Source organism: Roseateles aquae (assembly GCF_032337115.1).
Classification (GTDB): Bacteria; Pseudomonadota; Gammaproteobacteria; order Burkholderiales; family Burkholderiaceae_C; genus Roseateles_C; species Roseateles_C aquae.
Genome location: NZ_JAVXZY010000001.1, coordinates 411,019 through 436,032, shown reverse-complemented (window position 1 = coordinate 436,032; position 25,014 = coordinate 411,019). Strand labels below are relative to the sequence as shown.

Annotated in this window: 21 protein-coding genes; 18 read left to right on the top strand and 3 right to left on the bottom strand. The window is 64.9% G+C overall.

Annotation, left to right across the window (positions count from 1 at the left end):
- The first annotated feature begins 146 nt into the window (after window positions 1-146).
- From RQP53_RS01915 to RQP53_RS01890, 6 genes are read left to right on the top strand one after another with little or no spacing between them, the layout of a single operon-like run.
- The gene (locus RQP53_RS01915) at window positions 147-2,807 is read left to right on the top strand and encodes a 4Fe-4S binding protein (protein WP_315648300.1); all 2,661 of its coding nucleotides are present in this window, start codon (window positions 147-149) and stop codon (window positions 2,805-2,807) included.
- The gene (locus RQP53_RS01910; protein WP_434064038.1) at window positions 2,804-4,096 is read left to right on the top strand and encodes a nitrous oxide reductase family maturation protein NosD; all 1,293 of its coding nucleotides are present in this window, start codon (window positions 2,804-2,806) and stop codon (window positions 4,094-4,096) included. The genes RQP53_RS01915 and RQP53_RS01910 overlap by 4 nt, the downstream gene beginning before the upstream one ends.
- Window positions 4,077-5,021, top strand: a complete 945-nt coding sequence (locus tag RQP53_RS01905) for an ABC transporter ATP-binding protein (RefSeq protein WP_434064037.1) — start codon at window positions 4,077-4,079, stop codon at window positions 5,019-5,021. The genes RQP53_RS01910 and RQP53_RS01905 overlap by 20 nt, the downstream gene beginning before the upstream one ends.
- A complete protein-coding gene (locus tag RQP53_RS01900) occupies window positions 5,018-5,857 on the top strand; it encodes an ABC transporter permease (RefSeq protein ID WP_315648298.1) in 840 nt (279 codons plus the stop codon). Before RQP53_RS01905 ends, RQP53_RS01900 begins: the two co-directional genes overlap by 4 nt.
- A complete protein-coding gene (locus tag RQP53_RS01895; RefSeq protein WP_315648297.1) occupies window positions 5,854-6,417 on the top strand; it encodes a nitrous oxide reductase accessory protein NosL in 564 nt (187 codons plus the stop codon). The genes RQP53_RS01900 and RQP53_RS01895 overlap by 4 nt, the downstream gene beginning before the upstream one ends.
- 8 nt (window positions 6,418-6,425) lie before the next feature.
- Complete coding sequence (locus RQP53_RS01890; protein ID WP_315648296.1) at window positions 6,426-7,046, top strand: nitrous oxide reductase accessory protein NosL; 621 nt, start codon at window positions 6,426-6,428, stop codon at window positions 7,044-7,046.
- A gap of 28 nt (window positions 7,047-7,074) precedes the next feature.
- Here RQP53_RS01890 and RQP53_RS01885 read toward each other — a convergent pair whose 3' ends face one another.
- Entirely contained in the window at window positions 7,075-7,935 is an 861-nt protein-coding gene (locus RQP53_RS01885; protein ID WP_315648295.1) for a Crp/Fnr family transcriptional regulator, read from the bottom strand.
- A gap of 216 nt (window positions 7,936-8,151) precedes the next feature.
- On the opposite strand from RQP53_RS01885, the gene RQP53_RS01880 reads away from it, so the two are divergent.
- The 9 genes from RQP53_RS01880 to RQP53_RS01840 all read left to right on the top strand — a co-directional run bounded on the left by RQP53_RS01880 (window position 8,152) and on the right by RQP53_RS01840 (window position 20,278).
- On the top strand, window positions 8,152-9,417 hold the full coding sequence (locus RQP53_RS01880) for an MFS transporter (RefSeq protein WP_315648294.1): 1,266 nt from the start codon (window positions 8,152-8,154) through the stop codon (window positions 9,415-9,417).
- Between the two features lie 115 nt (window positions 9,418-9,532).
- Window positions 9,533-11,182 (top strand): MFS transporter, encoded by a 1,650-nt coding sequence (locus tag RQP53_RS01875; protein ID WP_315648293.1) that lies wholly within the window; start codon window positions 9,533-9,535, stop codon window positions 11,180-11,182.
- Between the two features lie 113 nt (window positions 11,183-11,295).
- Window positions 11,296-15,066, top strand: coding sequence for a nitrate reductase subunit alpha (locus RQP53_RS01870; protein WP_315648292.1), 3,771 nt, complete (start codon window positions 11,296-11,298; stop codon window positions 15,064-15,066).
- A gap of 103 nt (window positions 15,067-15,169) precedes the next feature.
- Entirely contained in the window at window positions 15,170-16,693 is a 1,524-nt protein-coding gene (gene narH / locus RQP53_RS01865; protein ID WP_315648290.1) for a nitrate reductase subunit beta, read from the top strand.
- Window positions 16,694-16,707: 14 nt separating this feature from the next.
- Window positions 16,708-17,397 carry a nitrate reductase molybdenum cofactor assembly chaperone gene (gene narJ, locus RQP53_RS01860; RefSeq protein WP_315648289.1) on the top strand — a complete coding sequence of 230 codons (690 nt, stop codon included), beginning with the start codon at window positions 16,708-16,710 and terminating at the stop codon, window positions 17,395-17,397.
- Complete coding sequence (gene narI, locus RQP53_RS01855) at window positions 17,394-18,083, top strand: respiratory nitrate reductase subunit gamma (RefSeq protein WP_315648287.1); 690 nt, start codon at window positions 17,394-17,396, stop codon at window positions 18,081-18,083. Before narJ ends, narI begins: the two co-directional genes overlap by 4 nt.
- 110 nt (window positions 18,084-18,193) lie before the next feature.
- Window positions 18,194-19,072 (top strand): peptidylprolyl isomerase, encoded by an 879-nt coding sequence (locus RQP53_RS01850; protein ID WP_315648285.1) that lies wholly within the window; start codon window positions 18,194-18,196, stop codon window positions 19,070-19,072.
- 13 nt (window positions 19,073-19,085) lie between these two features.
- On the top strand, window positions 19,086-19,781 hold the full coding sequence (locus RQP53_RS01845; RefSeq protein ID WP_315648284.1) for a carbonic anhydrase: 696 nt from the start codon (window positions 19,086-19,088) through the stop codon (window positions 19,779-19,781).
- A gap of 278 nt (window positions 19,782-20,059) precedes the next feature.
- Window positions 20,060-20,278 carry a hypothetical protein gene (locus tag RQP53_RS01840; protein WP_315648282.1) on the top strand — a complete coding sequence of 73 codons (219 nt, stop codon included), beginning with the start codon at window positions 20,060-20,062 and terminating at the stop codon, window positions 20,276-20,278.
- Window positions 20,279-20,330: 52 nt separating this feature from the next.
- On the opposite strand, the gene RQP53_RS01835 is transcribed toward RQP53_RS01840, so the two are convergent.
- Together RQP53_RS01835 and RQP53_RS01830 are read right to left on the bottom strand one after the other, a co-directional pair.
- The gene (locus RQP53_RS01835; RefSeq protein WP_315648281.1) at window positions 20,331-21,074 is read right to left on the bottom strand and encodes a LuxR C-terminal-related transcriptional regulator; all 744 of its coding nucleotides are present in this window, start codon (window positions 21,072-21,074) and stop codon (window positions 20,331-20,333) included.
- A 209-nt stretch (window positions 21,075-21,283) separates the two neighbouring features.
- Window positions 21,284-22,267, bottom strand: a complete 984-nt coding sequence (locus RQP53_RS01830; RefSeq protein WP_315648279.1) for an NADPH:quinone oxidoreductase family protein — start codon at window positions 22,265-22,267, stop codon at window positions 21,284-21,286.
- A gap of 140 nt (window positions 22,268-22,407) precedes the next feature.
- On the opposite strand from RQP53_RS01830, the gene surE reads away from it, so the two are divergent.
- Genes surE through RQP53_RS01815 form a run of 3 tightly spaced genes read left to right on the top strand, consistent with a single transcriptional unit; the run spans window position 22,408 to window position 24,988 of the window.
- The gene (gene surE / locus RQP53_RS01825) at window positions 22,408-23,163 is read left to right on the top strand and encodes a 5'/3'-nucleotidase SurE (protein WP_315648278.1); all 756 of its coding nucleotides are present in this window, start codon (window positions 22,408-22,410) and stop codon (window positions 23,161-23,163) included.
- The gene (locus RQP53_RS01820) at window positions 23,160-24,005 is read left to right on the top strand and encodes a protein-L-isoaspartate(D-aspartate) O-methyltransferase (protein WP_315648277.1); all 846 of its coding nucleotides are present in this window, start codon (window positions 23,160-23,162) and stop codon (window positions 24,003-24,005) included. Before surE ends, RQP53_RS01820 begins: the two co-directional genes overlap by 4 nt.
- Before the next feature lie 59 nt (window positions 24,006-24,064).
- On the top strand, window positions 24,065-24,988 hold the full coding sequence (locus tag RQP53_RS01815) for a peptidoglycan DD-metalloendopeptidase family protein (RefSeq protein WP_315648275.1): 924 nt from the start codon (window positions 24,065-24,067) through the stop codon (window positions 24,986-24,988).
- The last annotated feature ends 26 nt before the right edge of the window (window positions 24,989-25,014 follow it).

Below are 25,014 nucleotides of genomic sequence, written 5' to 3'. Positions count from 1 at the left end.
CGCGCCCCCTCAAGGGGGCACATCCGTAGGACCGGCAAAGCCGGATCCTCGGATGTCGCTGGGGGTGTCCGGGCTGCGCCGGACACATTTCGGGGGGAGTGCTTGCCGGGTGACTCGAGACCATGCGGCAGGTTGGGAAAGAGAAGATGCCGGTAGTTCTTCGTTTGATCGCGGCCTTTGCGGCCGCGCTTTTTCTTGGCGGATTTGTGGGTCTGGCGCTTGCGGCGGATCAAGGGTCTGGGGCCAGGGCGCAGGAGCGGGGCGCGCATCAGGCCTATGAGGCGCATCTGCCGGACGATCTGGCGACGGCGCCGGAGCTGTGCGCAAAGCTTGATTGCGCGGCGGTGTTTCCCGGCGCGGTGAGCTTTTCGGCCCGGATGGGGCAGCCACCCTATGTCGAGGCCTATGGACCGGCCGCCAATGGCGAGGCGCATGGGCCCTTGCTGGGCTATGTGATGCTGTCCACCGACATCACCGACACGCCGGCCTATTCGGGCAAGCCGGTGGTCACCCTGATCGGCATGGACCGTGAAGGCCGCTATGTGGGCGTCAAGGTGCTCAAGCATTCCGAGCCGATTCTGCTGCTGGGCATTCCCGAAGCGGCGCTGGTGAATTTCAACCACCAGTACGTCGGCAAGTCGGTGCGCGACAGGATCGAGGTCGGCCCGGCGCGGCCCGAGGAGCAGGTGCTAGGCGTCGATGCGATCTCCGGCGCCACGGTCACGGTGATTGCGCAGAACCAGGTGATGCAGCTCTCTGGCAGCGCGGTGGCGCGCCAGGTCGGGCTGATTGCGCCGGTGCATCGCGAGCCACTGAAGCCGGTTGAGACCGGCGCGCGCTACAGCTGGGAGCAATTGGTGAAGCTGGGCGCCGTGCAGCGCCTGCAGGTGCGCCCCGAGCAGGTTGGGCTGGATCGCGCGAGCGAACCCTTCATCGAACTCTGGTTCGGCGATCTCAACCATCCCGATCTGGGCCGCAGCCTGCTGGGCGCCAGCGGCTATGAAAACCTGCGCAGCCGGTTGAAAGACCACGAGCAGGCCTTCTTCATCATCCGTACCGCAGGTGCCGAGTCGTTCAAGGGCTCGGGCTTTGTGCGTGGCGGCATCTACGACCGGGTGCAGCTGCGGCAGGGGGCCCAGTCCTTCACCTTCCGCGATCTGGACTACCTGAACCTCTATGGCCTCGACGCCGCTGGTGCGCCGAGCTATTCGGAATCGGCCATCTTCATCGTGCGTGCCCCGAGCTTCTCGGCCGCCTATCCCTGGAAGCTGGCCTTCCTGGGCAATCGTGTCGACCGCGCCACTGGTCAGCGCAGCTTCGCCACCTTCGAGGCCAAGTACTGGCTGCCGGCCGAGCTGATGCAAGGTGGCCGGCTCGCCGTGGAAGAGGACGACGCGCCCTGGCGCCGTGTCTGGAAGGCCCGCGCGACGGGTATCGCTGCCTTCATCGTGCTGCTGCTGGGCGTTACCGTCGTCTATGCCCTGCGCGAGCGGCTGACCCGCCGCGCCACGCACCGCAACAAGTGGCCGGTCAACGTCTTCAAGTACAGCGCCTGGGCGCTGTCCATCGCCTTCGTCGGCTTTGGTGTGATGGCCCAGCCCTCGATCACGCAGGTGTTGACCTGGTTCCACGCGCTGCTGTTCCAGTGGACCTGGTCGCTGTTCCTGTCCGACCCCTTCATCTTCGTCTTCTGGATCTTCATCATTCTGACGGTCTTCCTGTTCGGGCGCGGTCTGTTCTGCGGCTGGATGTGCCCCTTCGGCTCGCTGTCGGAGGCGCTGTACAAACTGGGCGGTAAGCTGGGCCTGAAGCGCTGGCAGCGCCGCGTGCCGCAGGCGCTGCACGACAGGCTCAAGTGGCTCAAATACGGCATCTTCTTCGGCCTGCTGGCGGTCTCCTTGGTGTCGATGAGCACGGCCGAGATGCTGGCTGAGGTGGAACCGTTCAAGACGACCTTTCTGGTCGGTGTACTGAACCGCGCCTGGCCCTATGGCCTCTTCGTGGCCACGCTGCTCGGGCTCTCGCTCTTCGTCGAGCGGCCCTATTGCAATTACATCTGCCCGCTGGGCGCGGCGCTGGCCATGCCCAGCACCTTCCGCTGGTTTGGCCTGCGCCGCAAGATGGATTGCAATAGCTGCAAGGCCTGCGCCGTTGGCTGCGGTGCGCAGGCCATCGACGCCGCCGGTCGCATCGACCACCGCGAATGCCTGCACTGCCTCGATTGCATGGTGCTCTATACCGATGCCGCCGGCTGCCCGCCGCTGGCCAAAGAGCGCAAGCGTCGCGAACGCGATGGGCTCCTGATCACGCCGATCGGCCGCGACGGCTATTTCATCCCGATCACGCCGGTGGCGCCCGCGCTGCCGGCCAAGGTGGCTCAGGGGCCGGACCCGCGCCTGCCGACCGAGCCGCATGCGCCGCCGCACAAGGCCGACGCGCGGGGCCTGGCCTGGCTGCTGCTGGAGCTGCGCGACCACCTCTGGCCCTGGAGCCCGCAAAGCCTGCGCGGCCCGCGTGCGCTGCTGCTGGGCGGCATCGCGCTGGCGTTGGCGGCCTGCGTGGTGTGGGCGCTGGCGGCCACCGGGCGGCTGTCCGGCCTGGCAGTGATCCTGTGGTGGTTTGGCTGGAGCGCCTATGAGGTGTTGATCCGCCTGCAAGGTCGGCGCTACGTGAAGGACGGCCCCTGGTGGCAGGCGAACTACCGCGTTGCCAGTGTGATGGACATGCTCAGCTATGTCGGTTTCAAGAACCTGCTGCTCGGCGCAGGCCTGTTCCTGCTGCTCAAGTCCTTCGGAGGTCTGCAGTGAGCAGCTGGCGCCGCCTTGCCTTGGCGCTGATTGCCAGCGCCTGTAGCGCCGTGAGCGCCGCAAGCTGGTCGGTCAAGCCGGGTGAACGCATTCAGCCGGTGCTGGATCAGGCGCAGCCTGGCGATGTGGTTGAGATTGCACGCGGTTTCTACGACGAGTCGCTGCGCATTGCCAAGCCGCTGACGCTGCGTGGCCTGAACCGCCCGACGATCAGCGGCGGGCAGCGCGGCGACACCATCCGCGTGGCTGCAGCCGACGTGCGCATCGAAGGTCTGATCGTCCGCGACAGTGGGCACAGCCTGAAGGACCAGCATGCTGGCATCTATCTGCAGCCGGGCGCGCATCGGGCCGTGGTCCAGGCCTGCGATCTGGCCTACAACCTGTTCGGCCTGTGGATAGAGAAGGCCGACGAAGTACGGATCGAGGGCAACCTCATCACCGGCCTGCGCGACATCAACAGCTCGCAGCGGGGCAACGGCATTCAGCTCTATAACAGCCAGAAGGCCCGCATCATCGGCAACAACATCAGCTTTGTCCGCGATGCGCTGTATGTCGACGTTTCGCACCACGCCGAGTTCCGCCGCAACCGACTGCACCACAGCCGCTATGGCACTCACTACATGAACTCCTACTACAACCTGTGGGAGGACAACGACAGCTACCACAACCGCGGCGGGCTGGCGCTGATGGAGGTGCGTGAGCAGACGGTGCGTGGCAATCGCACCTGGGGCAATAGCGACTTCGGCATCATGCTGCGCACGCTGCAGGACTCGGTGATCGAAAACAATATCGTCGCCGGCAACAGCCGCGGCTTCTTCATCTACGACGTCGAGTACGCGCAGCTGCGCGGCAATCTCATCGTCGACAACCAGGTCGGCGTCCATCTCTCGGCTGGCTCGACCCGCAATCGCGTAGAGCACAACGATTTCATTGCCAATCGCGAGCAGGTGCGCTACGTCGGTGCGCGCGATGAGCGCTGGGGCAGCCTGCCGGGCGCGGTGGCACCGTCTGCCGACGAGGGTGGCAACCACTGGAGCAACTACCTCGGTTGGGACCGCGATGGCGACGGCTTTGGCGACTTGCCCTACGAGGCCAACGATCTCGTTGATCGCCTGCAATGGCGTTACCCGAGCGTGCGTCTGCTGATGGGCAGTCCGGCGGTGCAGGCGCTGCGCCTGCTGGGCCAGCAATTTCCGGTGCTGCGTGTGCCCAGCGTGATCGATGCGCGGCCGCGTATGCAGCCGCAACACAAGGATTGGAGTGAATGGCGTGGCAAGCAATTCCACTGAGGCGCTGCGCCTGCAGGGCGTGGCCAAGCACTATGGGTCAGCACGGGCGCCGGTGAAGGCGCTGGACGGCATCGACCTCAGCGTGCCAGCAGGCCAGCTGTTTGGCCTGATCGGCCACAACGGCGCTGGCAAGAGCACGCTGTTCAAGCTGCTGCTGGGCCTGATTTCGCCCAGCCAGGGCCGGCTGTGGGTGGCCGGCAGCGAGGTCGGCGCGGCCGACTTCCGTGAGGCCAGGCGTCGGGTCGGTTATCTGCCGGAGAACCTGGTGCTCTACGACAACCTCGATGGCCTGGAGACCCTGCAGTTCTTCGCCCGGCTGAAGGGGGCCCCGGCGACGCAATGCGCGGGTCTGCTGGAGCAGGTCGGCCTCGCCGAGGCTGGGCGGCGGCCGGTGCGCGAATACTCCAAGGGCATGCGCCAGCGCCTCGGCTTCGCCCAGGCGCTGCTCGGCGAGCCCCAGCTGCTGCTGCTGGACGAGCCGACCACCGGGCTGGACCCGACCGCGATCCGGGACTTTTACGCGCAGCTGCAGCGACTGCGAGAGCGTGGCGTCACCCTGGTGATCAGCTCGCACATCCTGGCCGAGCTGGAGCAACGGGTTGACGCACTGGCCATGCTTTCGCAAGGCCGCTTGTGCGCGCAGGGCACGGTAGGTAGGCTGCGTGAACGCTCCAGCCGGCCGCTGCGCCTGTGCCTGCGCGCCGAGGCGGCGCTGCTCGACACGCTGCCGCAGCAGCTGGCCGGGCTGGCCGAGGCCACCACGCTGCACTGGCAGCGTGACGCTGCGCAACAGCTGACGCTGGACTGCCCGCGCAGCTTGAAGATGCCGCTGCTGCGCCTGCTGGGTGGCCTCGCGCTGCTTGATCTGCAGATCGAGGAGACGACGCTGGAAGACCTCTATTTCGAACTGCGGGAGGCCGCATGAGCAGCGCCTTGCAACTGGGCCAGATTCTTGCCGTAGCGGGCAAGGAGTTCAGCGATAGGCTGCGCAAGCGCTGGGTGCTGGCGGTGGCGCTGGTGTTCACCGTGTTCTCGCTGGCCATCACCTATTTCGGCGCCGCGGCGCAGGGCCAGATCGGCCCGCGCTCGATCGAGGCGACGATTGCCAGCCTGGTCTCGCTGGTCATCTATCTGATTCCGCTGATTGCGCTGCTGCTGGGCTTTGACGCCATTGTCGGCGAGCGCGAGCGTGGCTCGCTGGATCTGCTGCTGGCGCTGCCGATCACGCGGCTGGAGCTGCTGCTGGGCAAGTATTTCGGCCTGGCCGCGGCGCTGAGCCTGTCGACGCTGGCGGGCTTTGCATTGGTCGCCGCCTTGCTGGGCCACAGCTTCGGCGCTGCGGGGCTCTATCACTATGGCGGCTTCGTGCTCAGCTCGGTGCTGCTTGGACTCAGCTTCCTCAGCCTGGCGCTGCTGATCTCGGTGCTGGCGCAGGACCGCACCCGGGCCTCCGGCCAGGCGATTGCGCTGTGGTTCTTCATGGTGCTGGTGTTTGATCTGCTGCTCCTGGGCCTGCTGGTGGCCAGCGGCGGTGAGCTCGGCAGCTGGCTCAGCGGCGATCGTTTTGCCTATCTGCTGCTGCTCAATCCGGCGGACCTGTTCCGCATCCTCAATGTGTTCTCGCTCGACGATGTGCGCCGGCTCTACGGCCTGGCCAGCGTGGTGCCGCCCGCCCTGGGCAGCCCAGTGCTGATGGGCAGCGCTGTGCTGGCCTGGATCGTCGCGCCCTTGGCCCTGGCGGCCTGGAGGTTCAAGCCATGAATGAAGCATCACTGCGGCAGGGACGCCGTCAATTCTTTTGTGCCTGTGCCGCGTTGGCCACAGCCGGTCTTGCCGGTCTCGCCGGCCTGAGTGCTTGCAGCCCGGCGGCCGACAGCGCGACGTCAGCGGCGCCCGGCAACTTCGATGGCCAGAGCAGCTGTTCGCTGGACGGCATGCTGCTGGGTGACTACCCCGGCCCCAAGGGGCAGATCCGCTACCGCGGTGACGCACAGCCCAGTTGGTTCTGCGACAGCGTCGAGCTGTTGTCGACGCTGCTCAAGCCCGAGCAGCTCAAGCCGGTGGCGAGCGCCCATGTGCAGGACATGGCCAAGGCCGACTGGGAGCGGCCGCAGGGCCACTGGATCGATGCCCGCCAGGCGGTCTATGTGTTGGGCAGCAAACGACAGGGCTCGATGGGGCCAACGGCGGCCAGCTTTGCCGACGTGGCCGCGGCCCAGGCCTTTGCCACGCAGTGGGGCGGCCGGGTGCTGCGCTTCGCTGAGCTGCGCACGGAGATGGTCGACCTCAGCGGCGGCGCACTGCACGACAGCCGCATGTGAGCAGGGCCATGCACGAGCGCCGATTGCTGCTGCGTCGCCTGGGCCTGCTGCCTGCACTGGCCGGCCTGCCATTGCTGGGCTCGGCGGCCTGGCGATCGGGGCATGATTCGAGCCCGGAGCCGGGCGCCGAGGCGCTGCCGGACGACGTTTGCATCGTGGCGCCGCCACTGGCCTGGCAGCCCGGCAGCAGTCTGCCGCTGCTGGCCGCACGCCCGATTCCGGCGCAGGCACGCTGCCCGGTCTGCGGCATGTTTCCGGCCCGTCAGCCGCGCTGGGCGGCACAGCTGATATTCGCCGACGGGCGGGCGCACTTTCTCGATTCGCCGCTGAGCCTGTTCCTTTATCTCCAAAGGGTGGAACGCTATGCGCCAGGCTATCACCGCGCCGATGTCGCCGCGCTCTACGTGAGCGACTACCAAGCCGGCAGCTGGCTGGATGCTCGCCAGGCGTTCTATATCGCCGGCTCCGCCCTGCACGGGCCCATGCGTGGCGGCAATCTGCCGGCCGTGGCCAGCCAGGCGGCGGCGCAGCAACTGGTTCTGGAGGTCGGCGGGCAGCCGCTGCGCTACGCCGAGCTGCGCCAGGCCCTGCCCGAGGCCTTGCAACGCCTGGCCCCGCACCGGCATTGAGTGCCTATGCCAAGGCGGCGCCTGGTGTTCAGCGCGAGTAGCGACTCGGCTGGCGCTCGGCCAGAGCCTGCAGGGCGGCCCGGTCAACGATGCGCAGCTGGTAACGGTCCATGCTGGTGATGCCCTGCTCATGCAGCGCACGCAGGCAGCGCGAGATCGTCTCCGGCGTGACGCCCAGCTGCGAAGCCAGGTCCTTTTTCTGCACCTGCAGCTGCAACTCGTCGCTTTGACCGGCCTGTGCCGATTGTTCAAGCAGCCAGCCGGCCAGGCGGCCATTGATGTCCTTGGTCAGCAGCGCCTGGCGGTCCAGCGTGATGCCACGGGCGCGCTGCGCCATGCAGCGCAGCAGCGCAAGGGCCAGCTCGGGGTGGCGGTCGCAGCAGCGCTCGACGGTATCGATGGGCAGCACCAGGGCTACGGCCGGGGTCGGGGCCTGGGCCGTTTCGGCATGGGCCTGCGCCAGCCAGGCGCTGTGCAGATCGATCCAGTCGCCCGGGCCGAATTCACGTGATTGCCACCACCGCCCCTGCGCATCATGCTTGCCCAGCGAGACCTTGCCACTGATCAGCAGCCACAGCGCCGGATCGGCGTCGCCCGCGCTGAACAGCGTCTGGCGCGCAACAAAGCGAAGCAGCTGGCCTGCGCCGGCCAACTCGGCCAGCAGGGCCTCGGCGGGCAGTGTGGCGTTGGCACTGGTCAGTGACCGGCGCAGCGCTTGATGGGCGGCTGCGTGCGCAGGCTGTGGTGAAGCGGGATGTTGTGAAGCGGGAAACGCGGCCGGCATCGTTGCGGCCGCCTTGTGATCGCCAGCGCAGGGCGCTGGCAGCTCGCCGGGCAGGGCCGTGGGGGGCAGCCGGAACGCAGGGACGGCATGGGCGGTGTGACGCATGGAATTTCCTCCTGCCCTGAAGTTGACCTTTCCACTCAACTTTGTGGATTTGATCTGGTGCAAGTTCAGCCGTGAAAGCGGCGGCAGTAGTTCTTTCGAACGATGGTCAGCTGTCGCCCCCTCGTCCGTCTGCCGCTTCGCTGCCCTGCTAGCGAAGGATGGGCAGTGCCGCCGCGCTGCGGGACAGTGCAGCACATGCAATCAAGGAGCAAGCCCATGTCTGCAAGTTCCCAGCCCAGGGGGAGGGCGCTGTCGGTGCTGATCGTCAGCACGCTGGCCTTCACCGTGTGCTTCATGGTCTGGATGATGTTTGGCGTGATCGGCATTCCGATCAAGAAGCAGCTCGGGCTGAACGCCACCGAGTTCGGCCTGCTGACCGCCACGCCGGTGCTGACCGGCTCGCTGATCCGGGTGCCGCTGGGCATCTGGACCGACCGCTACGGCGGCCGCATCGTCTTCTTCGCGCTGATGCTCAGCTGCGTGCTGCCGATCTGGCTGATGAGCTATGCGACTGCCTACTGGCATTTCCTGACCATCGGCCTCTTCGTCGGCCTGGCCGGTGGCTCGTTCTCGGTCGGCACGCCCTATGTGGCGCGCTGGTTCCCAAAGAGCCGGCAGGGCTTCGCGATGGGGGTGTTTGGTGCCGGCAACTCGGGCGCTGCGGTGAACAAGTTCGTCGCACCGGCGCTGGTGGTTGGCTTTGGCTGGGTGATGGTGCCGCAGGTCTATGCCGCGGTGCTGCTGGGCACGGCCATCCTGTTCTGGCTGTTCAGCGCCAGCGATGACTCGCATCTGGTCGTCAGCCAGGCCAGCTTCGGCAGCCAGCTGAAGGCGCTGAAGGATCCCAAGGTGCTGAAGTACTGCCAGTACTACAGCATCGTCTTCGGTGGTTATGTGGCGATGAGCTTGTGGATGGTGCAGTACTACGTCGGCGAGTACGGCCTGGACATCCGTGTGGCGGCCCTGCTGGCGGCCTGCTTCTCGCTGCCCGGCGGTGTGTTGCGCGCCATCGGCGGCTGGTTGTCGGACCGGCATGGCGCCCACAACGTCACCTGGTGGGTGTTGTGGGTGAGCTGGATCGTGCTCTTCATCCTCAGCTATCCGCAGACGGATTTCAGCATCCAGACCATCAACGGCCTGAAGACTTTCCACATCGGCCTGAACGTCTACGCCTTCACCGCGCTGATGTTCCTGCTGGGCATCGCCTGGGCCTTCGGCAAGGCCAGCGTATTCAAGTACATCAGCGACGACTACGGCGCCAATATCGGCACGATCAGCGGCATCGTCGGCCTGGCCGGCGGCCTGGGCGGCTTTGTGTTGCCCATCATGTTCGGCGCGCTGATGGACCTGACCGGCATCCGCTCCAGCTGCTTCATGTTGATGTACGGGGTCGTCTGGGTCTCGCTGATCTGGATGTACTGGACCGAGGTGCGCCGCACCGAAATGATGGGCAAGAACGCACCGGTGTCGCCGTTGGCGTGAGCCCCTCGCCCGGCCTTGCCGCGCTGGACGTGGGCAATGCCGAGCGGTCCCCCGAGGGGACGCGGGCCGGCTTGGGAGCGGCCCGGCGCTCGGCCCGAAATACTTGGAGAAACACATGAACACAATGCTTGGACAGGGCGTACGCTCTGAGCCCGATGGCGCTGACATCCAGGATTGGCGCCCCGAAGAAGAACAGTTCTGGGAACGCACGGGCAAGCGTGTTGCCTATCGCAATCTCTGGATCTCGATTCCCGCGCTCTTGTGCGGCTTCGCGGTCTGGGGCATGTGGGGCATCATCACCGTGCAGATGCTGAACCTCGGCTTTCCCTTCAGCCAGGCAGAGCTGTTCACGCTGACGGCGATTGCCGGCATCTCCGGCGCGACGATGCGCATCCCGGCCTCCTTCCTGATCCGCATGGCCGGCGGGCGCAACACCATCTTCCTGACCACCGCGATGCTGCTGGCTCCCGCCATCGGCACCGGCATGGCTTTGCAGCATCCCGATTGGCCGCTGTGGGCCTTCCAGTTGATGGCGTTGTGGTCGGGCGTCGGCGGCGGCAATTTCGCCTCCTCGATGTCCAATATCAGCACCTTCTTCCCCAAGCGCTTGCAGGGCACGGCGCTGGGCTTGAATGCCGGCCTCGGCAACTTCGGCGTGACGACGATGCAGATCGTTATTCCGCTGGTGATGACGCTGAGCCTGTTCGGGGATTTCGGCGGCGAGGCCAAGGCGCTGATCAAGGACAGCGGCTGGATCTTCGGCAAGATCAAGGCGGGCACGCCCACCTATATCCAGAATGCCGGCTTTGCCTGGGTGCTGTCGCTGGTGCCGCTGTCCATCCTGTGCTGGTTCGGCATGAACAACTTGAAGACGGTGACGCCGGCCGCAGGCTCGCCGCTGACGGCCTTCTTCAAGATCATCTACCTGTACTCGCTCGCCTTCGTGCCCTCGATCGCGATGCTCTACCTCTACCTGCCGGCACCGACGGGCCTCGGCCTGCTGAATATGTGGGTGGCGATCCCGCTGGACATCATCGCGGCGCTGCTGGTGATGAAGCTGGCTGCCTTTGGCACGATGAAGGAGAACGTCGCCAAGCAGTTCGAGATCTTCAGGAACAAGCACACCTGGGCGATGACGGCGCTGTACGTCGTCACCTTCGGCAGCTTCATCGGTTTCTCGATGGCCTTGCCGCTGGCGATCACGGTGATCTTCGGCTTCCAGCATGTGCCTGATGCTGCGGGCGTGCTGCAGCACACGCTGAAGAACCCCAACGCCCCATCGGCGCTGACCTATGCCTGGATCGGACCCTTCGTCGGTGCCGCGGTGCGGCCGGTGGGCGGCTGGATCTCGGACAAGGTGGGTGGCTCCATCGTCACGCAGATCATCTCGGCGGTGATGGTGATTGCCTCCGCTGCGGTGGGCTACGTGATGCTGCAGGCCTACCAGTCGGCGACGCCGGAGCAGTATTTCGCCACCTTCATGGGACTCTTTGTGCTGCTGTTCGCCGCCAGCGGCATCGGCAATGGTTCGACCTTCCGCAGCGTCGGCTTCATCTTCGATCGCCAGCAGGCCGGCCCGGTGCTGGGCTGGACCTCGGCGGTGGCGGCCTATGGCGCCTTCATCGCCCCGGTGCTGATCGGCCAGCAGATCAAGGCCGGCACGCCGCAATACGCCTTCTACGGCTTTGCCGTTTTCTATGCCGTGTGCCTGGTACTGAACTGGTGGTTCTACCTGCGTCGCAACGCCTACGTGAAGAACCCCTGAAGCCCGAGACGCCAACCACAGAGACACAGAGAAGCACTGAGATCGCTAGCAATTTCCTCTGTGGCTCCGTGGCTCTGTGGTCTGTTCTGAATGCGACATATGAGAGGTCATCAATGAGTCACTTTCTCGACCGCCTGAGCTACTTCGCTCAACCCAAGGAAGACTTCGCCGACGGCCATGGCCGTGTCACCGGCGAGGACCGCACCTGGGAGGATGCCTACCGCGCCCGCTGGCAGCACGACAAGATCGTGCGTTCCACCCACGGCACCAATTGCACCGGCTCCTGCTCGTGGAAGATCTATGTGAAGGGCGGCATCGTCACCTGGGAAACCCAGCAGACCGATTACCCGCGCACACGGCCCGATCTGCCCAATCACGAGCCACGCGGTTGCGCCCGTGGCGCCAGCTACAGCTGGTATTTGTACAGCGCCAACCGGGTCAAGTACCCGATGGTGCGCGGCTCGCTGCTCAAGCACTGGCGCGCCGCACGCGCGGTGGCCAAGAGCCCGGTCGACGCCTGGACCAATATCGTCGAGAACACCGAGCAGCGGCGTGAATGGCAGCAGGATCGCGGCCTCGGTGGTTTTGTGCGCTCCACCTGGAACGAGGTCAACGAGATCATCGCCAGCGCCAATATCCACACGATCAAGAAGCATGGCCCCGACCGCGTGATCGGCTTCTCGCCGATTCCGGCGATGTCGATGATCAGCTATGCCGCCGGCAGCCGCTATCTGAGCCTGCTGGGTGGCGTCTGCATGAGTTTCTACGACTGGTACTGCGACCTGCCGCCGGCCAGCCCGCAGATCTGGGGCGAGCAGACCGATGTGCCCGAGAGCGCCGACTGGTACAACAGCAACTACATCATCGCCTGGGGCTCCAACGTGCCGCAGACGCGTACGCCCGACGCGCACTTCTTCACCGAGGTGCGCTACAAGGGCGCCAAGACGGTGGCGATCACGCCGGACTACGCCGAAATCTCCAAGCTGGCCGACATCTGGATGCACCCCAAGCAGGGCACCGATGCGGCCATTGCGATGGCCATGGGCCATGTGATCCTGAAGGAGTTCTATTTCGATCGAAGGTCCACCTACTTCGATGATTACGCGCGCCGCTACACCGATCTGCCGCTGCTGGTGAAGCTGAAGAAGCAGACCACGGCCGATGGCCGCGAGCTGCTGGTGCCCGACCGCTACCTGCGCGCCAGCGACTTCGGCGGCAGGCTGGGGCAGGACAACAACCCCGAGTGGAAGACCGTGGCTTTCGATGCCGCCGGCAAGGTCGTGCTGCCCAATGGCTCGATCGGCTTCCGCTGGGGTGCGGGTGAGCGGCCCGATCTGGGCAAGTGGAACCTGGAGTCCAAGGAAGCCATTCACGACAGCGAGGTCAAGCTCAAGCTTTCCGTGCTCGAGGACGCGGCCAATGCGCACGAAATTGCTGAGGTGGGATTCCCATACTTTGGTGGCATTGAATCGCCGCAGTTCACGGCCAACAAACAGCAGGATGTGCTGAGCCGCCGAGTGCCTCTGGTGCGCCTGAAGCTGGGCAAGCACGAGGACGCCGAGGAGGCCTTGGTCGCCACGGTGTTCGACCTGCAGGTCGCGCAATACGGCATCAACCGCGGTCTGGGTGACGACACACCGGCCAGCTACGACGACAACAAGCCCTACACACCGGCCTGGGCCGAGTCCATCACCGGGGTGAAGCGCGATCAGATCATCACCGTGGCGCGCCAGTTCGCCGACAACGCCGACAAGACCCGGGGCAAGTCCATGGTCATCATCGGCGCGGCGATGAACCACTGGTACCACTGCGATATGAACTACCGCGGCATCATCAATATGCTGATGATGTGCGGCTGCATCGGCCAAAGTGGTGGCGGCTGGGCGCATTACGTGGGCCAGGAGAAGCTGCGCCCGCAGACCGGCTGGACCGCACTGGCCTTCGCGCTGGACTGGATTCGACCGCCGCGCCAGATGAACAGCACCAGCTTCTTCTACGCCCACACCGACCAGTGGCGCTACGAGAAGCTCGATGTGTCAGAGGTACTCTCGCCCTTGGCCGACAAGGCCCAGTACGGCGGCAGCCTGATCGACTACAACGTGCGCGCCGAGCGCATGGGCTGGCTACCCAGCGCCCCGCAGTTGCAGACCAATCCGATCCAGGCCGTCAAGGACGCGCAGGCCGCCGGCATGGACGCCAAGGACTATGCGGTCAAGAGCCTCAAGGACGGCTCGCTGCGCATGAGCTGCGAGGACCCCGACCACCCGGCCAACTGGCCGCGCAATATGTTTGTGTGGCGCTCCAACATCCTCGGCTCCTCGGGCAAGGGCCATGAGTACTTCCTCAAACACCTGCTGGGCACCACCAATGGCGTGCAAGGCAAGGACCTTGGCAAGGATGATGCAAAGCCGCAGGAAGTGGCCTGGCACGACAAGGCACCCGAAGGCAAGCTCGATCTGCTGGTGACGCTGGACTTCCGCATGAGCACCACCTGCCTGTACTCGGACATCGTGCTGCCCACCGCAACCTGGTACGAGAAGAACGACCTCAACACCAGCGATATGCATCCCTTCATCCACCCGCTGTCCACCGCGGTGGACCCGGCCTGGCAGGCGCGCAGCGATTGGGAGATTTACAAGGGCTTTGCCAAGACCTTGAGCGAGCTCTGCGTCGGCCATCTGGGCGTCGAGAAGGAACTGGTGCTGTCGCCGCTGATGCACGACAGCCCGGCCGAGCTTGCCCAGCCCTTCGGCGTGTCGGAATGGAAGAAGGGCGAGTGCGAACTGATCCCGGGCAAGACGGCGCCGCAGATCGCTGTCGTCGAGCGTGACTATCCCAATCTCTACAAGCGTTTCACCGCGCTGGGCCCCTTGATGAACAAGGTCGGCAATGGCGGCAAGGGCATTGCCTGGGACACCAAGACCGAGGTTGAGCAGCTCGGCGAGCTGAACGGCCGGGTGCGCGAGGAGGGCGTCACGCAGGGCATGCCGCGTATCGAGAGCGATATCGATGCCACCGAGGTGGTGCTGCAGTTGGCGCCTGAAACCAATGGCCATGTGGCGGTCAAGGCCTGGGAGGCGCTGTCCAAGCAGACCGGCCGTGAACACGCGCATCTGGCGCTGCACCGCGAGGACGAAAAGATCCGCTTCCGCGACATCCAGGCACAACCGCGCAAGATCATCTCCTCGCCGACCTGGTCCGGCCTTGAGAGCGAGAAGGTCAGCTACAACGCCGGCTACACCAATGTGCATGAGCTGATCCCATGGCGCACGCTGACCGGCCGCCAGCAGTTCTATCAGGACCATCCCTGGATGCAGGCCTTCGGCGAGGGCTTCTCAAGCTACCGGCCGCCGGTGGACCTGAAGACCCTGGCCGAGGTGCAGGGCATCAAGAGCAACGGGCACAAGGAAATTGCGCTCAACTTCATCACGCCGCACCAGAAGTGGGGCATTCACAGCACCTACAGCGACAACCTGATGATGCTGACGCTGAACCGTGGTGGCTCGGTGATCTGGCTCAGCGAGGACGACGCGGCCAAGGCTGGCATTGTTGACAACGACTGGGTCGAGCTGTTCAACGCCAACGGTGCCATCGCGGCCCGCGCGGTGGTCAGCCAGCGTGTCAATCCGGGCATGGTGATGATGTATCACTCGCAGGAAAAGATCATCAACACCCCGGGATCGGAGATCACCGGCACCCGTGGCGGCATCCACAACTCGGTGACCCGCATCGTTACCAAGCCCACGCACATGATCGGCGGCTACGCGCAGCTGAGCTACGGCTTCAACTACTACGGAACGATTGGCACCAACCGCGATGAGTTCGTGTTGGTACGCAAGATGGCCAAGGTGGATTGGCTGGACGAAGAAGGAGCAACGGCATGAGAAACCATCACCAGCGGGCCGAGCGCCGGGCCGCTCCCAAGCCGGCCCGCATCCCCTCGGGGGATCGGTCGATGTACTCATCGAACGAGGGGTAAACATCATCATGAAAGTACGCGCACAAATCGGCATGGTGCTGAACCTGGACAAGTGCATTGGTTGCCACACCTGTTCGGTCACCTGCAAGAACGTCTGGACGAATCGTCCGGGCATGGAATACGCCTGGTTCAACAACGTCGAATCGAAGCCCGGCATTGGCTATCCCAAGGAATGGGAGAACCAGGACAAATGGCATGGCGGCTGGATACGCAAACCCAATGGCGAGATCGAGCCGCGCCAGGGCGGCAAGTGGAAGCTGCTGATGCGCATCTTCGCCAACCCGAACCTGCCGCAGATCGACGACTACTACGAGCCCTTCACCTTCGATTACGAGCATCTGCAGTCGGCGCCCAAGTCCAAGGCCGCGCCAACGGCAAGGCCGCGCAGCCTGATCACCGGCCGCCGCATGGAAAAGATCGAGTGGGGCCCGAACTGGGAAGAAATCCTCGGCGGCGAGTTCAGCAAACGGGCCCGCGACAAGAACTTTGATCAGGTGCAGAAGGACATCTACGGCCAGTTCGAGAACACCTTCATGATGTACCTGCCGCGGCTGTGCGAGCACTGCCTGAATCCGGCCTGCGTGGCGAGCTGCCCCTCGGGCTCGATCTACAAGCGCGAGGAAGACGGCATCGTGCTGATCGACCAGGACAAGTGCCGCGGCTGGCGCATGTGTGTGTCGGGCTGCCCCTACAAGAAGATCTATTACAACTGGCAGAGTGGCAAGGCCGAGAAGTGCATCTTCTGCTACCCACGCATCGAAGCGGGCCAGCCGACCGTGTGCTCCGAGACCTGCGTGGGACGCATCCGCTATCTGGGCGTGCTGCTCTATGACGCGGACCGCATCGAGCAGGCCGCCAGCGTCAAGGAAGACAAGGAGCTCTACCAGGCGCAGCTGGACATCTTCCTCGACCCGCATGACCCGGCGGTGATCGCCCAGGCGCGCAAGGACGGCATCCCCGAGGCCTGGCTGGAGGCGGCACGCAAGAGCCCGGTCTACAAGATGGCGGTGGACTGGAAGGTGGCGCTGCCGCTGCACCCCGAGTACCGCACCTTGCCCATGGTCTGGTATGTGCCGCCGCTGTCACCGATCAGCGCCGCGGCCAACGCCGGGCAGATCGGCGTGAACGGGCAGATTCCCGACGTGAAGCAATTGCGCATTCCGGTGCAATACCTGGCCAATATGTTGACCGCCGGTGACACCAAGCCGGTGGAGCGCGCGCTGGAGCGCATGCTGGCGATGCGCGCTTACCAGCGCGGCAAGCATGTCGATGGTGTCGAGGACAAGACGGTGTTGGATCAGGTGGGCCTGCTCAAGCGCGAGGTCGAGGACATGTACCAGACCATGGCCATCGCCAACTACGAGGATCGCTTCGTCATCCCGACCACGCACCGCGAGTACGCCGAGAACGCCTACGACCTGCGCGGCGGCTGCGGCTTCAGCTTTGGCAATGGCTGCTCGGACGGGCAGAGCGATGTCAGCCTGTTTGGCGGGCAGAAGAAGCGCACGATTCCGATCAAGTCCGGCCTGTGAGGGAGTGCAAGAACATGAACAAAAAAGATCAGGCGATCACGCTCAGCTGCCGGGTGCTGGCCAAGCTGCTGGACTATCCCAGTGATGAGACACGCGCCTTGCTGCCCCAGTTGTTGCAGGCCTTGCGCGAGGAGGGGGCCTTGAGCCCCACGCGATTGGCCGAAGTTGAGGCACTGCTGCGGCAGATCGGCCGCCCCGACGCCTACGCGGTGCAGGCCTTGTATGTGGAGAGCTTTGACCGCGGCCGCGCCACCAGCCTGCATATGTTCGAGCATGTGCATGGCGACTCGCGCGAGCGCGGTCAGGCCCTGGTCGATCTGCAGCAGACCTATCTGGCTGGCGGCATGTACTTCGATGCCAGCGAGCTGCCCGACTACCTGCCGGTGGTGCTGGAATTCGCGTCCACCCAGCCACCGGCGCTGGCGCGCGAGTTCCTGGGCGAGATGGCGCACATCCTGAATGCCATTCACACCGCCCTGATCAAGCGTGAAAACCGCTACGCCGCGGCCATCGGCGCGGTGCTCGAACTGGCCGGTGAAAGGCCGCAGGCCGTGCCTATCACCGCCGATGAGGCGCTTGATGAAGCCTGGCAGGAGCCAGCGGCCTTTGATGGCTGCTCGTCCAAGGGGCAGAGCAAACCCGGCGCGCCGCAGCCCATCCATCTCGTCAAGAACGACAAGTATCAACAAGGAGCACGGCTATGAGCTCGCTGGACTTTGCCCTGTTTGGCATCTACCCCTACATCTGCCTGGCCGTGTTCCTGCTCGGCAGCCTCTTGCGCTTTGACCGCGACCAGTACAGCTGGAAGAGCGACTCTTCGCAGCTGTTGCGCGCCGGCAGCCTGCGCTGGGGCAGCAATCTGTTCCATATCGGCGTGCTGTTCCTGTTCTTCGGCCACACGGTGGGCATGCTGACGCCGCACTTCATCTACGAGCACTTCATCAGTGCCGGCGACAAGCAGCTGATGGCGATGGTCAGCGGTGGCCTGGCGGGACTGGCGGGGTTCGCCGGCGTCAGCATCCTCCTGCACCGGCGGCTGAGCGACGAGCGCATTCGCCTGAACAGCAAGTTCAGCGACATCCTGCTGCTGGTGCTGCTGTGGATACAGCTGGCGCTGGGGCTGGCGACGATTCCGCTGTCGGCCCAGCATCTCGACGGCGGCATGATGATGCAGCTGGCCGGCTGGGCGCAGCGCATCGTCACCTTCCAGGGCGGCGCGGTCGAGCTCTTGGCCCATGCCAGCTGGGTGTTCAAGCTGCATATGTTCCTCGGCATGAGCTTGTTCCTGATCTTCCCCTTCACCCGGCTCGTGCATGTCTGGAGCGGCTTCGGCACGCTGGCCTACTTGGTGCGTCCCTACCAGCTGGTGCGCAGCCGGCGCCTGTATTGACCACCTCCTTTGAGCTGTGCGCGCCCCTCAAGGGGCATCCACGTCCGCCCGGCAAAGCCGGATCGGCGCGGCTTGCGCGGTCAGGAGTCCGAACTTCGGAGAGTGATGCGATGAATCAGCAAATGCATGGATGTGGTGGTGGCAGCTGCGGCTGTGGCGGCGGTGGCAGCGGTGGCAGCTCAGCGGTCGAAGAAGGCGTGGATCTGAAGCCTGATCCGCGCGCCGTCGTGCCCAGCGTCAATGGCGTGCCGCTGCACGGGGAAGGGGAAAGTCCCGATCTGGAATTGCTTCGCCAGCGCGCCTATAGCGAACTGCTGCGCCAGGCCGCGCAGCGTCAGGGGTTGCTGGCCATCGGCGATCTGCCCAGCCTGGATGGTGTGCTCAGCGAGGCCGCGTCGGCGGCCATCGAAACGCTGCTGGAGCGCGAGGTCCAGGTGCCGGAGCCCGATGCAGCAGCCTGTCGGCGCTATTTCGAGGCGCACGCCTCGCGCTTCGCCACAGGCGAGCGTGTGCGGGCGGCGCACATCCTGTTTGCCGTGACGCCCGGCGTCGATGTTGATGCCCTGCGGCAGCGCGCCGAAGCCCTGTTGGTCCAGCTGCGCTGTGAAGACGAGGCCGCTTTCGCTGCGGCGGCGGCCCAGAGCTCGAACTGCCCCAGCGGCGCAGATGGTGGCGAGCTGGGCTGGCTGAGCCGTACGGACTGCGTGCCTGAATTCAGCGCCGCCCTCTTTGGCCAGGACGAGGCCAGTGCCCACGTCGGCGTGCTACCGCGTTTGATCAGCAGCCGCTTTGGCTTTCATATCATCCGTGTCGACGCCCGCGACCCTGGCCAACCGCAGCACTATGAAACGGTACAAGCGTCGATTGCCCAGCTGCTGCGCCAGCAAAGCTATGTGACGGCGCTGCGCCAGTATCTGAATCTGCAAGTCGCTGCGGCCAGGCTGGACGGGCTGGTGCTGGACGCCGCCGACTCGCCGCTGGTGCAATAGGGCAGGTGGGGGCATGCCGGACGAACTCTTGAGCAGGCTGCGCCGCTTCAACACCGACTTCTTTCCCCAGTATCAGGCGCAGTTCAAGGCATTGGTCGAGCAGGGTCAGCATCCCAGCATCCTGTTCATTGGCTGCTCGGACTCCAGGCTGGTGCCCTATATGCTGACCGGCGCCGGACCGGGCGAGCTGTTCCTGGTCCGCAATGTCGGCGCCTTTGTGCCGCCGTACGACGGCTCCGCCGGGCACCACGGCACGGCTGCGGCGATCGAGTATGCGGTGCTGGCGCTTGATGTGCAGCACATCATCGTTTGCGGCCACAGCCACTGTGGCGGCATCCGTGCGCTGTATGGCGAGGTACCGGCCGAGGCCAACAATCTGCGCGTGTGGCTGGAACTGGGCCGCGAGGCCTGCTTGCCGGTTCAGCTGAGTGACGAGGCCTTGCGCCGTACGGAGGAACGCTCCGTCGTGCTGCAGCTGGAACGGCTGATGGACTATCCGATGGTGCGCGCTCGCGTTGAACAGCGCCGGCTGGCGCTGCATGGCTGGCATTACGTCATTGAGGCCGGCGAAGTCCACGTTTTCGATGTCCAGCGCGGCGGCTTCGTGCCCGCCTCCTGCGCCGAGAACAGCGGCACCGGACCGTATGTGCACGCTGACGACAGCGGTATCTTCAACGAGTTGGACGCGGCCTGGGCGCCGGGGGCTTAAGCGCCGGTGCCCCTCACCAGGGCCCTGAAGCTTCAACAGGGCGGCTGTCACGACGCCAAGTGGATTCCGAGGCTCAGGCTGCCTTTGAGCGCGCCCTGCTGCGTCTTGGCCGCAATATCTCACCAGACACCGGGCGCGACCGACAGTACTTGAACAACTGTATGGGCATACAGTATTATTCGCCAACGCTGCAGTGGGCAGCCCGTCGCCGCCACGCTCGGGCCATGAAGTACCGCATCGCAGCCGCAGCCTGTCAAGCCTATTCGGAGAGTTGCCTCATGAAGCGCACATTGCTCGCACTGACGAATCTGTCACGTGAACCTCAGAACTGGATCAATCTGATCGGCATCAGCTCGGTGCTGGCCCTGATGCTGGGGGCCTTCGAGCCGGCAGAGTCCGGTGTTCACCAGGCAGGAGCTGGGGCGGTCGTGCAGCAGGTGCTGGTGGCGTCGGTCTCCTCCGGCGAGGGACCGTCGGAACTATCGGCAGCGCGCTGAGGCGCTCGCGTCAGAGTCCGGGCGCCGTAGCCCGAGACGAGCGGCAAGAAGTTCAGACCAGGCCTTGCTTGCTGGCCAACACCGCTGCTTCGGCCCGGCTGGACACGTTCAGCTTCTTGTAGATGCTTTTGATGTGGTCGTTCACGGTGAACCACTTGATGCCCATCAGGTTGGCGATTTCCTTGATGGTGAAGCCCTTGCTGAGGTAGGTGAGCACCTCGTTCTCGCGGGGCGTCAGGCGCTCCCACTCGGGTGCCGGATCAAGCGCCACGCCGCGGCCGGTCGTCGGGCCGGCCGACGACGACAATGAGCCAAATCCGGAGTTCAGTCCCATGGGGCCACTATCGCCGGTCGAGCCGGGGCGGAAATGCGACAGCAGGCGGCGTGCGATGGCAGGCGACAGCGGCGGTTGGCCGCGCACAATGCGCTGCAACTCCTCGACCAGCACCTCAAAACGATCTTCCTTGAGCAGATAGCCGTCGGCGCCGCATTGCAAGGCCGGGAAGAGGTGATCGTCGTCCGAGTACAAGGTGGTGACGATCTTGACCGAGGGGGTGCCGGCCAGTTCGGCGAGGAATTCCATGCCGTTGCCGTCCGGCAATTCGAGATCGACCAGGATCAGCTTGAAGCCACTGTCATCGCCCTCAGCGCTGAGCCTGGCAACCTGCCTGCGAGCGCCTTCGAGATCACCGGCCTCAACGATCTCCATGGCATCGCTGAAACTTTCGCGCACAACACGGCACAGAAAGCTGCGGGCGACAGGGTTGTCTTCGATGATCAGTACTTTGACGGCCATGGTTTTTACGGAACTCCAGTCCCTGCGCATCCTAGCGCACAAGTCCAGGGTTTCGGCCTCCCGGGCCGGTCAACACGGCATCTCGGCATGTTTCATTCGTGTCAGTTGCAGGGCTGACGCACCCGCGCCCGGCCAACTGCGCATTGCTGAAATACTTCGTCGAGTCGGTAACAGCGCGCTGGCGCGCGTCGCCGACTGAAGTCTGCAATTCAAAGCAGATTGCTCAACACGATCTTGCCAACGACCTGCCGGCTCGCCATGCGCGCAAAGGCCGCGGGCAACTGACTCATGGGTAGCACGCAGTCGAGCACCGGCTTCACCTTGCCCTGGGCATACCACTGCGCCAGCGCCATCATCATCGCGGCATTGAGCTGTGGCTCGCGCTTGGCGAACTCGCCCCAGAAGACGCCGACCAAGGACGCGCCCTTGAGCAGGGCCAGATTCAGCGGCAGCGACGGGATGTTGCCCTGGGCGAAGCCGACCACCAGATGCCGCCCACGCCAGGCAATCGAGCGGAAGGCTTGCTCGCTGAGATCGCCGCCAACGGGGTCGTAGATGACGTCGGGGCCGCGACCATCGGTCAAGGTTTTGAGCGCATCGCGTAGCGAGTCGCGGCCATAGTTGATCGCTGCATCGGCGCCAAGTTCCAGGCAGCGCTGGCATTTTTCATCACTCGATGCCGCGGCAATGACACGCGCACCGGCCGCCTTGGCAATCTGAATTGCAGCGGTGCCTACACCGCCCGCAGCGCCCAGCACCAGCACGGTTTCGCCGGCTTGCAATGTGGCGCGGTCCATCAGGGCGTGGTGGCTGGTTGCATAGGTGCAGATGAAAGCGGCCGCGTCTTCAAACGCAAAGCCGGCGGGCAGGGGCAGGGCCAGTGCGGCAGGCACCAGGGCATGGCTGCCAAAGCCGCCGGTACCGGTGAAGGCGGCGACGGAATCGCCGGGCTTGAAGCCGTTCACGCCTTCACCAACTTCCTCGACGACGCCGGCAAATTCCGTCCCGGGTACGAAGGGCAGCGGTGGCTTGATCTGGTACTTGTTTTCGATGATCAGCAAGTCCGGGAAGTTCAGGCTGGCGGCCTTGATCGCCACACGCAGCTGACCCGGCCCGGTGGCCGGCAGTTCGAGTTCTTGCCACTTCAGTGCCGAGACACCGCTGGGGTTGTCGCACAGCCAGGCTTTAGACATTGCTTGCTCCATCTAAACGTATGCCGTCGATGATAGGCAGCGCCAGCGTGAGCATGCGTCGCTTTGGCGACGACCTTGGGGCTTACACGGGGTGGGCTCGAATCGGCCGCTTGGCACATGGGCGCTGCCTACAATGCCGTATGCGAATCTTGATTGCCAATGATGATGGTTACCTTGCGCCGGGCCTGCAGGCGCTGGTGAATGCCTGCCAGGGCCTGGGGCAGATCGACGTCATTGCGCCGGAACAGAACGCCAGTGGGACGTCGAATGCACTGACACTGACACGGCCGCTGTCGGTGTTCACGGCCGCCAATGGGTTTCGTTATGTCAATGGCACGCCGTCAGACTGTGTCCATCTGGCACTGACCGGTGTGCTGGGTTACCGGCCGGATCTGGTGCTGTCGGGCATTAACAACGGTGCCAATATGGGCGATGACACGCTGTATTCCGGCACCGTGGCGGCGGCCACCGAAGGCTATCTCTTCGGCATTCCAGCGATTGCCTTTTCGCAGCTGAACCGGGGCTGGCAGCATCTGGATGCCGCGGCTGCGCTGGCCCGCGAGTTGGTCGAGCAGGTTGTGGCGGGCGGCCTCGCTGAACCCTTTTTGCTGAATGTCAACATTCCCAACCGGGCCGATGCCTTGCAGCTGCCGCGGCGCATCACCCGCCTGGGCCGCCGCCATGCCAGTGAGCCGGTGATTCAGCAAAGCAGCCCGCGGGGCGAAACGATTTACTGGATTGGCCCGCCGGGCGATGCGCGCGAGGCCGGCGAGGGCACCGACTTCCATGCCGCCGCACAGGAGCAAGTCTCGATCACGCCCTTGCAGGTGGATCTGACCGCGCATGCGAGTCTGCCGCACTGGCGTGCTCGTTTGAACGTGGGCGTCGCCGAATGAACCAGGGCAGGGACAAGCCGCGGCGCTTCCCCTTGCCGCTGGACAAGCTCCAGGCGTCGCCGGCCCGTGATGCCCGCGCGCCGGCAGTCAGCCGCGAGTTGCTGCGCCCACAATTGCATCTGCAGCAGGCGGCCAAGGATGCAGCACGGCAGACGCCACCGAGCGGCCTGGGGCTGGATTCGGCGGGGGTGCGGCTGCGCATGGTGCAACGCCTGCGTGCCGAGGGCTTGCAGGACGAGCGGGTGCTGGACGCGCTGTCGCGAGTGCCGCGGCATGAGTTCGTGGATTCCGCCTTGGCCATCCAGGCCTATGAGGACACCAGCCTGCCAATTGGCCACGAACAGACGATCTCCAAACCATCGGTCGTTGGCCGGATGATTGCCTTGCTGATGGCCGGGGCCAGCGCCAGCCAGTCCGGGCATCTGGGCCGCGTGCTGGAGATTGGCACCGGCTGCGGCTACCAGGCGGCCGTGCTGGCCTTGCTGGGGCGCCGCTTGAGTTCGATCGAGCGCCTGTTGCCGCTGCATGAGAAGGCGCGCAGCAATCTCGCAGGCTTGCGCCTGAGCGGCGTGCGCCTGGTGTATGGCGATGGCCGTCTGGGCGATCCGGCCATGGCCCCGTTCGACAGCATCATTGCCGCCGCCGGTGGGGATGACATCCCGCCGGCCTGGCTGGCGCAATTGGCGCCCGGCGGGCGACTGGTCGCGCCGATGCAGGCGCCCAGCGGGCGCGGCCAGGTTCTGGTCGTGATTGACCATGTCCAAGGGCTGCAAGGCAGCCAGTTTGTGCGCAGTCTGCAGGAGGCGGTGCTCTTCGTGCCCCTAAAATCCGGCGTCATGTGAGTGCCAGTTCGCGCGCGGTCTGGTTGATACTCACGGCGAGTCAACCCTGACGGATGCGAATGCAAGCAAGCCTTTCGAGTTTTCCCCTTGGCCGCCTGTCGGTCTGTGTGTTGCTGGTCTTGTGTGGCTGCTCGCTGCCCAAGCATCGTGCGCCTGTCGAGGACCGGCCTGTCGTCGCGGCCAAGCCCGGCGCGGTGCCGGCACCATCGACACCTGCCGCGGCCGACGCAACGCCCCTGCCTGCTGGCTCAGAGAATGCTGGCAAGCCCGGCTACTACACCGTCAAGCCGGGCGACACCTTGATCCGCGTCGCGCTGGAGCATGGTCAGAACTGGCGCGAGTTGGTCAGATGGAACTCGCTGGACAACCCCAATCTGATCGAGGTGGGTCAGGTCTTGCGCGTGCTGCCGCCGGGCGTGGACGCCGCTGGCGTGACGACCAAGCCGATTGCCGCGGCCAAGCTTGAAAGCAAGCCCTTGGATGGTAAGGCAGCAGACGGCAAGGCCACCGACGCCAAGCCTGGCGCCACGGCGCAACAGCCGGGCAGCGCCGCATCAGCAAGCGTTGCGGCCTCCAGCCCCGCGTCTGCACCTGCCGCCGCGCGCAACGATGATGACGGCATCTCCTGGGGCTGGCCGGCCGCAGGCAATGTCATCAGCGCATTTGACGAGCAGCGCAACAAGGGCATCTCCTTCACCGGCAAGGCCGGAGACCCGGTGCTTGCTGCTGCCGACGGGCGTGTGATGTATGTCGGATCGGGCTTGCGCGGTTACGGCAACACGGTCATCATCAAGCACGGTAGCAACTACCTCACCGCCTACGCTCACAACCAGACTTTGCTGGTCAAAGAGGATCAGGTGGTACGCAAGGGCCAGAAGATTGCCGAGATGGGATCCAGCGATGCTGATCAGGTCAAGCTTCATTTTGAACTGCGCAAGCAGGGCAAGCCGGTGGATCCGGCCAAGCTGCTGCCTGCCCGCTGAGTGCGCAGGGGTCAGGTCTTGATGCC

What these genes read in the sequence shown, in the direction of transcription:
- RQP53_RS01915 (WP_315648300.1), top strand. Translation starts at nt 147, where the DNA reads ATGCCGGTAGTTCTTCGTTTGATCGCGGCCTTTGCGGCCGCGCTTTTT.
- RQP53_RS01900 (WP_315648298.1), top strand. Translation starts at nt 5,018, where the DNA reads ATGAGCAGCGCCTTGCAACTGGGCCAGATTCTTGCCGTAGCGGGCAAG.
- RQP53_RS01895 (WP_315648297.1), top strand. Translation starts at nt 5,854, where the DNA reads ATGAATGAAGCATCACTGCGGCAGGGACGCCGTCAATTCTTTTGTGCC.
- RQP53_RS01890 (WP_315648296.1), top strand. Translation starts at nt 6,426, where the DNA reads ATGCACGAGCGCCGATTGCTGCTGCGTCGCCTGGGCCTGCTGCCTGCA.
- RQP53_RS01885 (WP_315648295.1), bottom strand. Translation starts at nt 7,935, where the DNA reads ATGCGTCACACCGCCCATGCCGTCCCTGCGTTCCGGCTGCCCCCCACG.
- RQP53_RS01880 (WP_315648294.1), top strand. Translation starts at nt 8,152, where the DNA reads ATGTCTGCAAGTTCCCAGCCCAGGGGGAGGGCGCTGTCGGTGCTGATC.
- RQP53_RS01875 (WP_315648293.1), top strand. Translation starts at nt 9,533, where the DNA reads ATGAACACAATGCTTGGACAGGGCGTACGCTCTGAGCCCGATGGCGCT.
- RQP53_RS01870 (WP_315648292.1), top strand. Translation starts at nt 11,296, where the DNA reads ATGAGTCACTTTCTCGACCGCCTGAGCTACTTCGCTCAACCCAAGGAA.
- narH (WP_315648290.1), top strand. Translation starts at nt 15,170, where the DNA reads ATGAAAGTACGCGCACAAATCGGCATGGTGCTGAACCTGGACAAGTGC.
- narJ (WP_315648289.1), top strand. Translation starts at nt 16,708, where the DNA reads ATGAACAAAAAAGATCAGGCGATCACGCTCAGCTGCCGGGTGCTGGCC.
- narI (WP_315648287.1), top strand. Translation starts at nt 17,394, where the DNA reads ATGAGCTCGCTGGACTTTGCCCTGTTTGGCATCTACCCCTACATCTGC.
- RQP53_RS01850 (WP_315648285.1), top strand. Translation starts at nt 18,194, where the DNA reads ATGAATCAGCAAATGCATGGATGTGGTGGTGGCAGCTGCGGCTGTGGC.
- RQP53_RS01845 (WP_315648284.1), top strand. Translation starts at nt 19,086, where the DNA reads ATGCCGGACGAACTCTTGAGCAGGCTGCGCCGCTTCAACACCGACTTC.
- RQP53_RS01840 (WP_315648282.1), top strand. Translation starts at nt 20,060, where the DNA reads ATGAAGCGCACATTGCTCGCACTGACGAATCTGTCACGTGAACCTCAG.
- RQP53_RS01835 (WP_315648281.1), bottom strand. Translation starts at nt 21,074, where the DNA reads ATGGCCGTCAAAGTACTGATCATCGAAGACAACCCTGTCGCCCGCAGC.
- RQP53_RS01830 (WP_315648279.1), bottom strand. Translation starts at nt 22,267, where the DNA reads ATGTCTAAAGCCTGGCTGTGCGACAACCCCAGCGGTGTCTCGGCACTG.
- surE (WP_315648278.1), top strand. Translation starts at nt 22,408, where the DNA reads ATGCGAATCTTGATTGCCAATGATGATGGTTACCTTGCGCCGGGCCTG.
- RQP53_RS01820 (WP_315648277.1), top strand. Translation starts at nt 23,160, where the DNA reads ATGAACCAGGGCAGGGACAAGCCGCGGCGCTTCCCCTTGCCGCTGGAC.
- RQP53_RS01815 (WP_315648275.1), top strand. Translation starts at nt 24,065, where the DNA reads ATGCAAGCAAGCCTTTCGAGTTTTCCCCTTGGCCGCCTGTCGGTCTGT.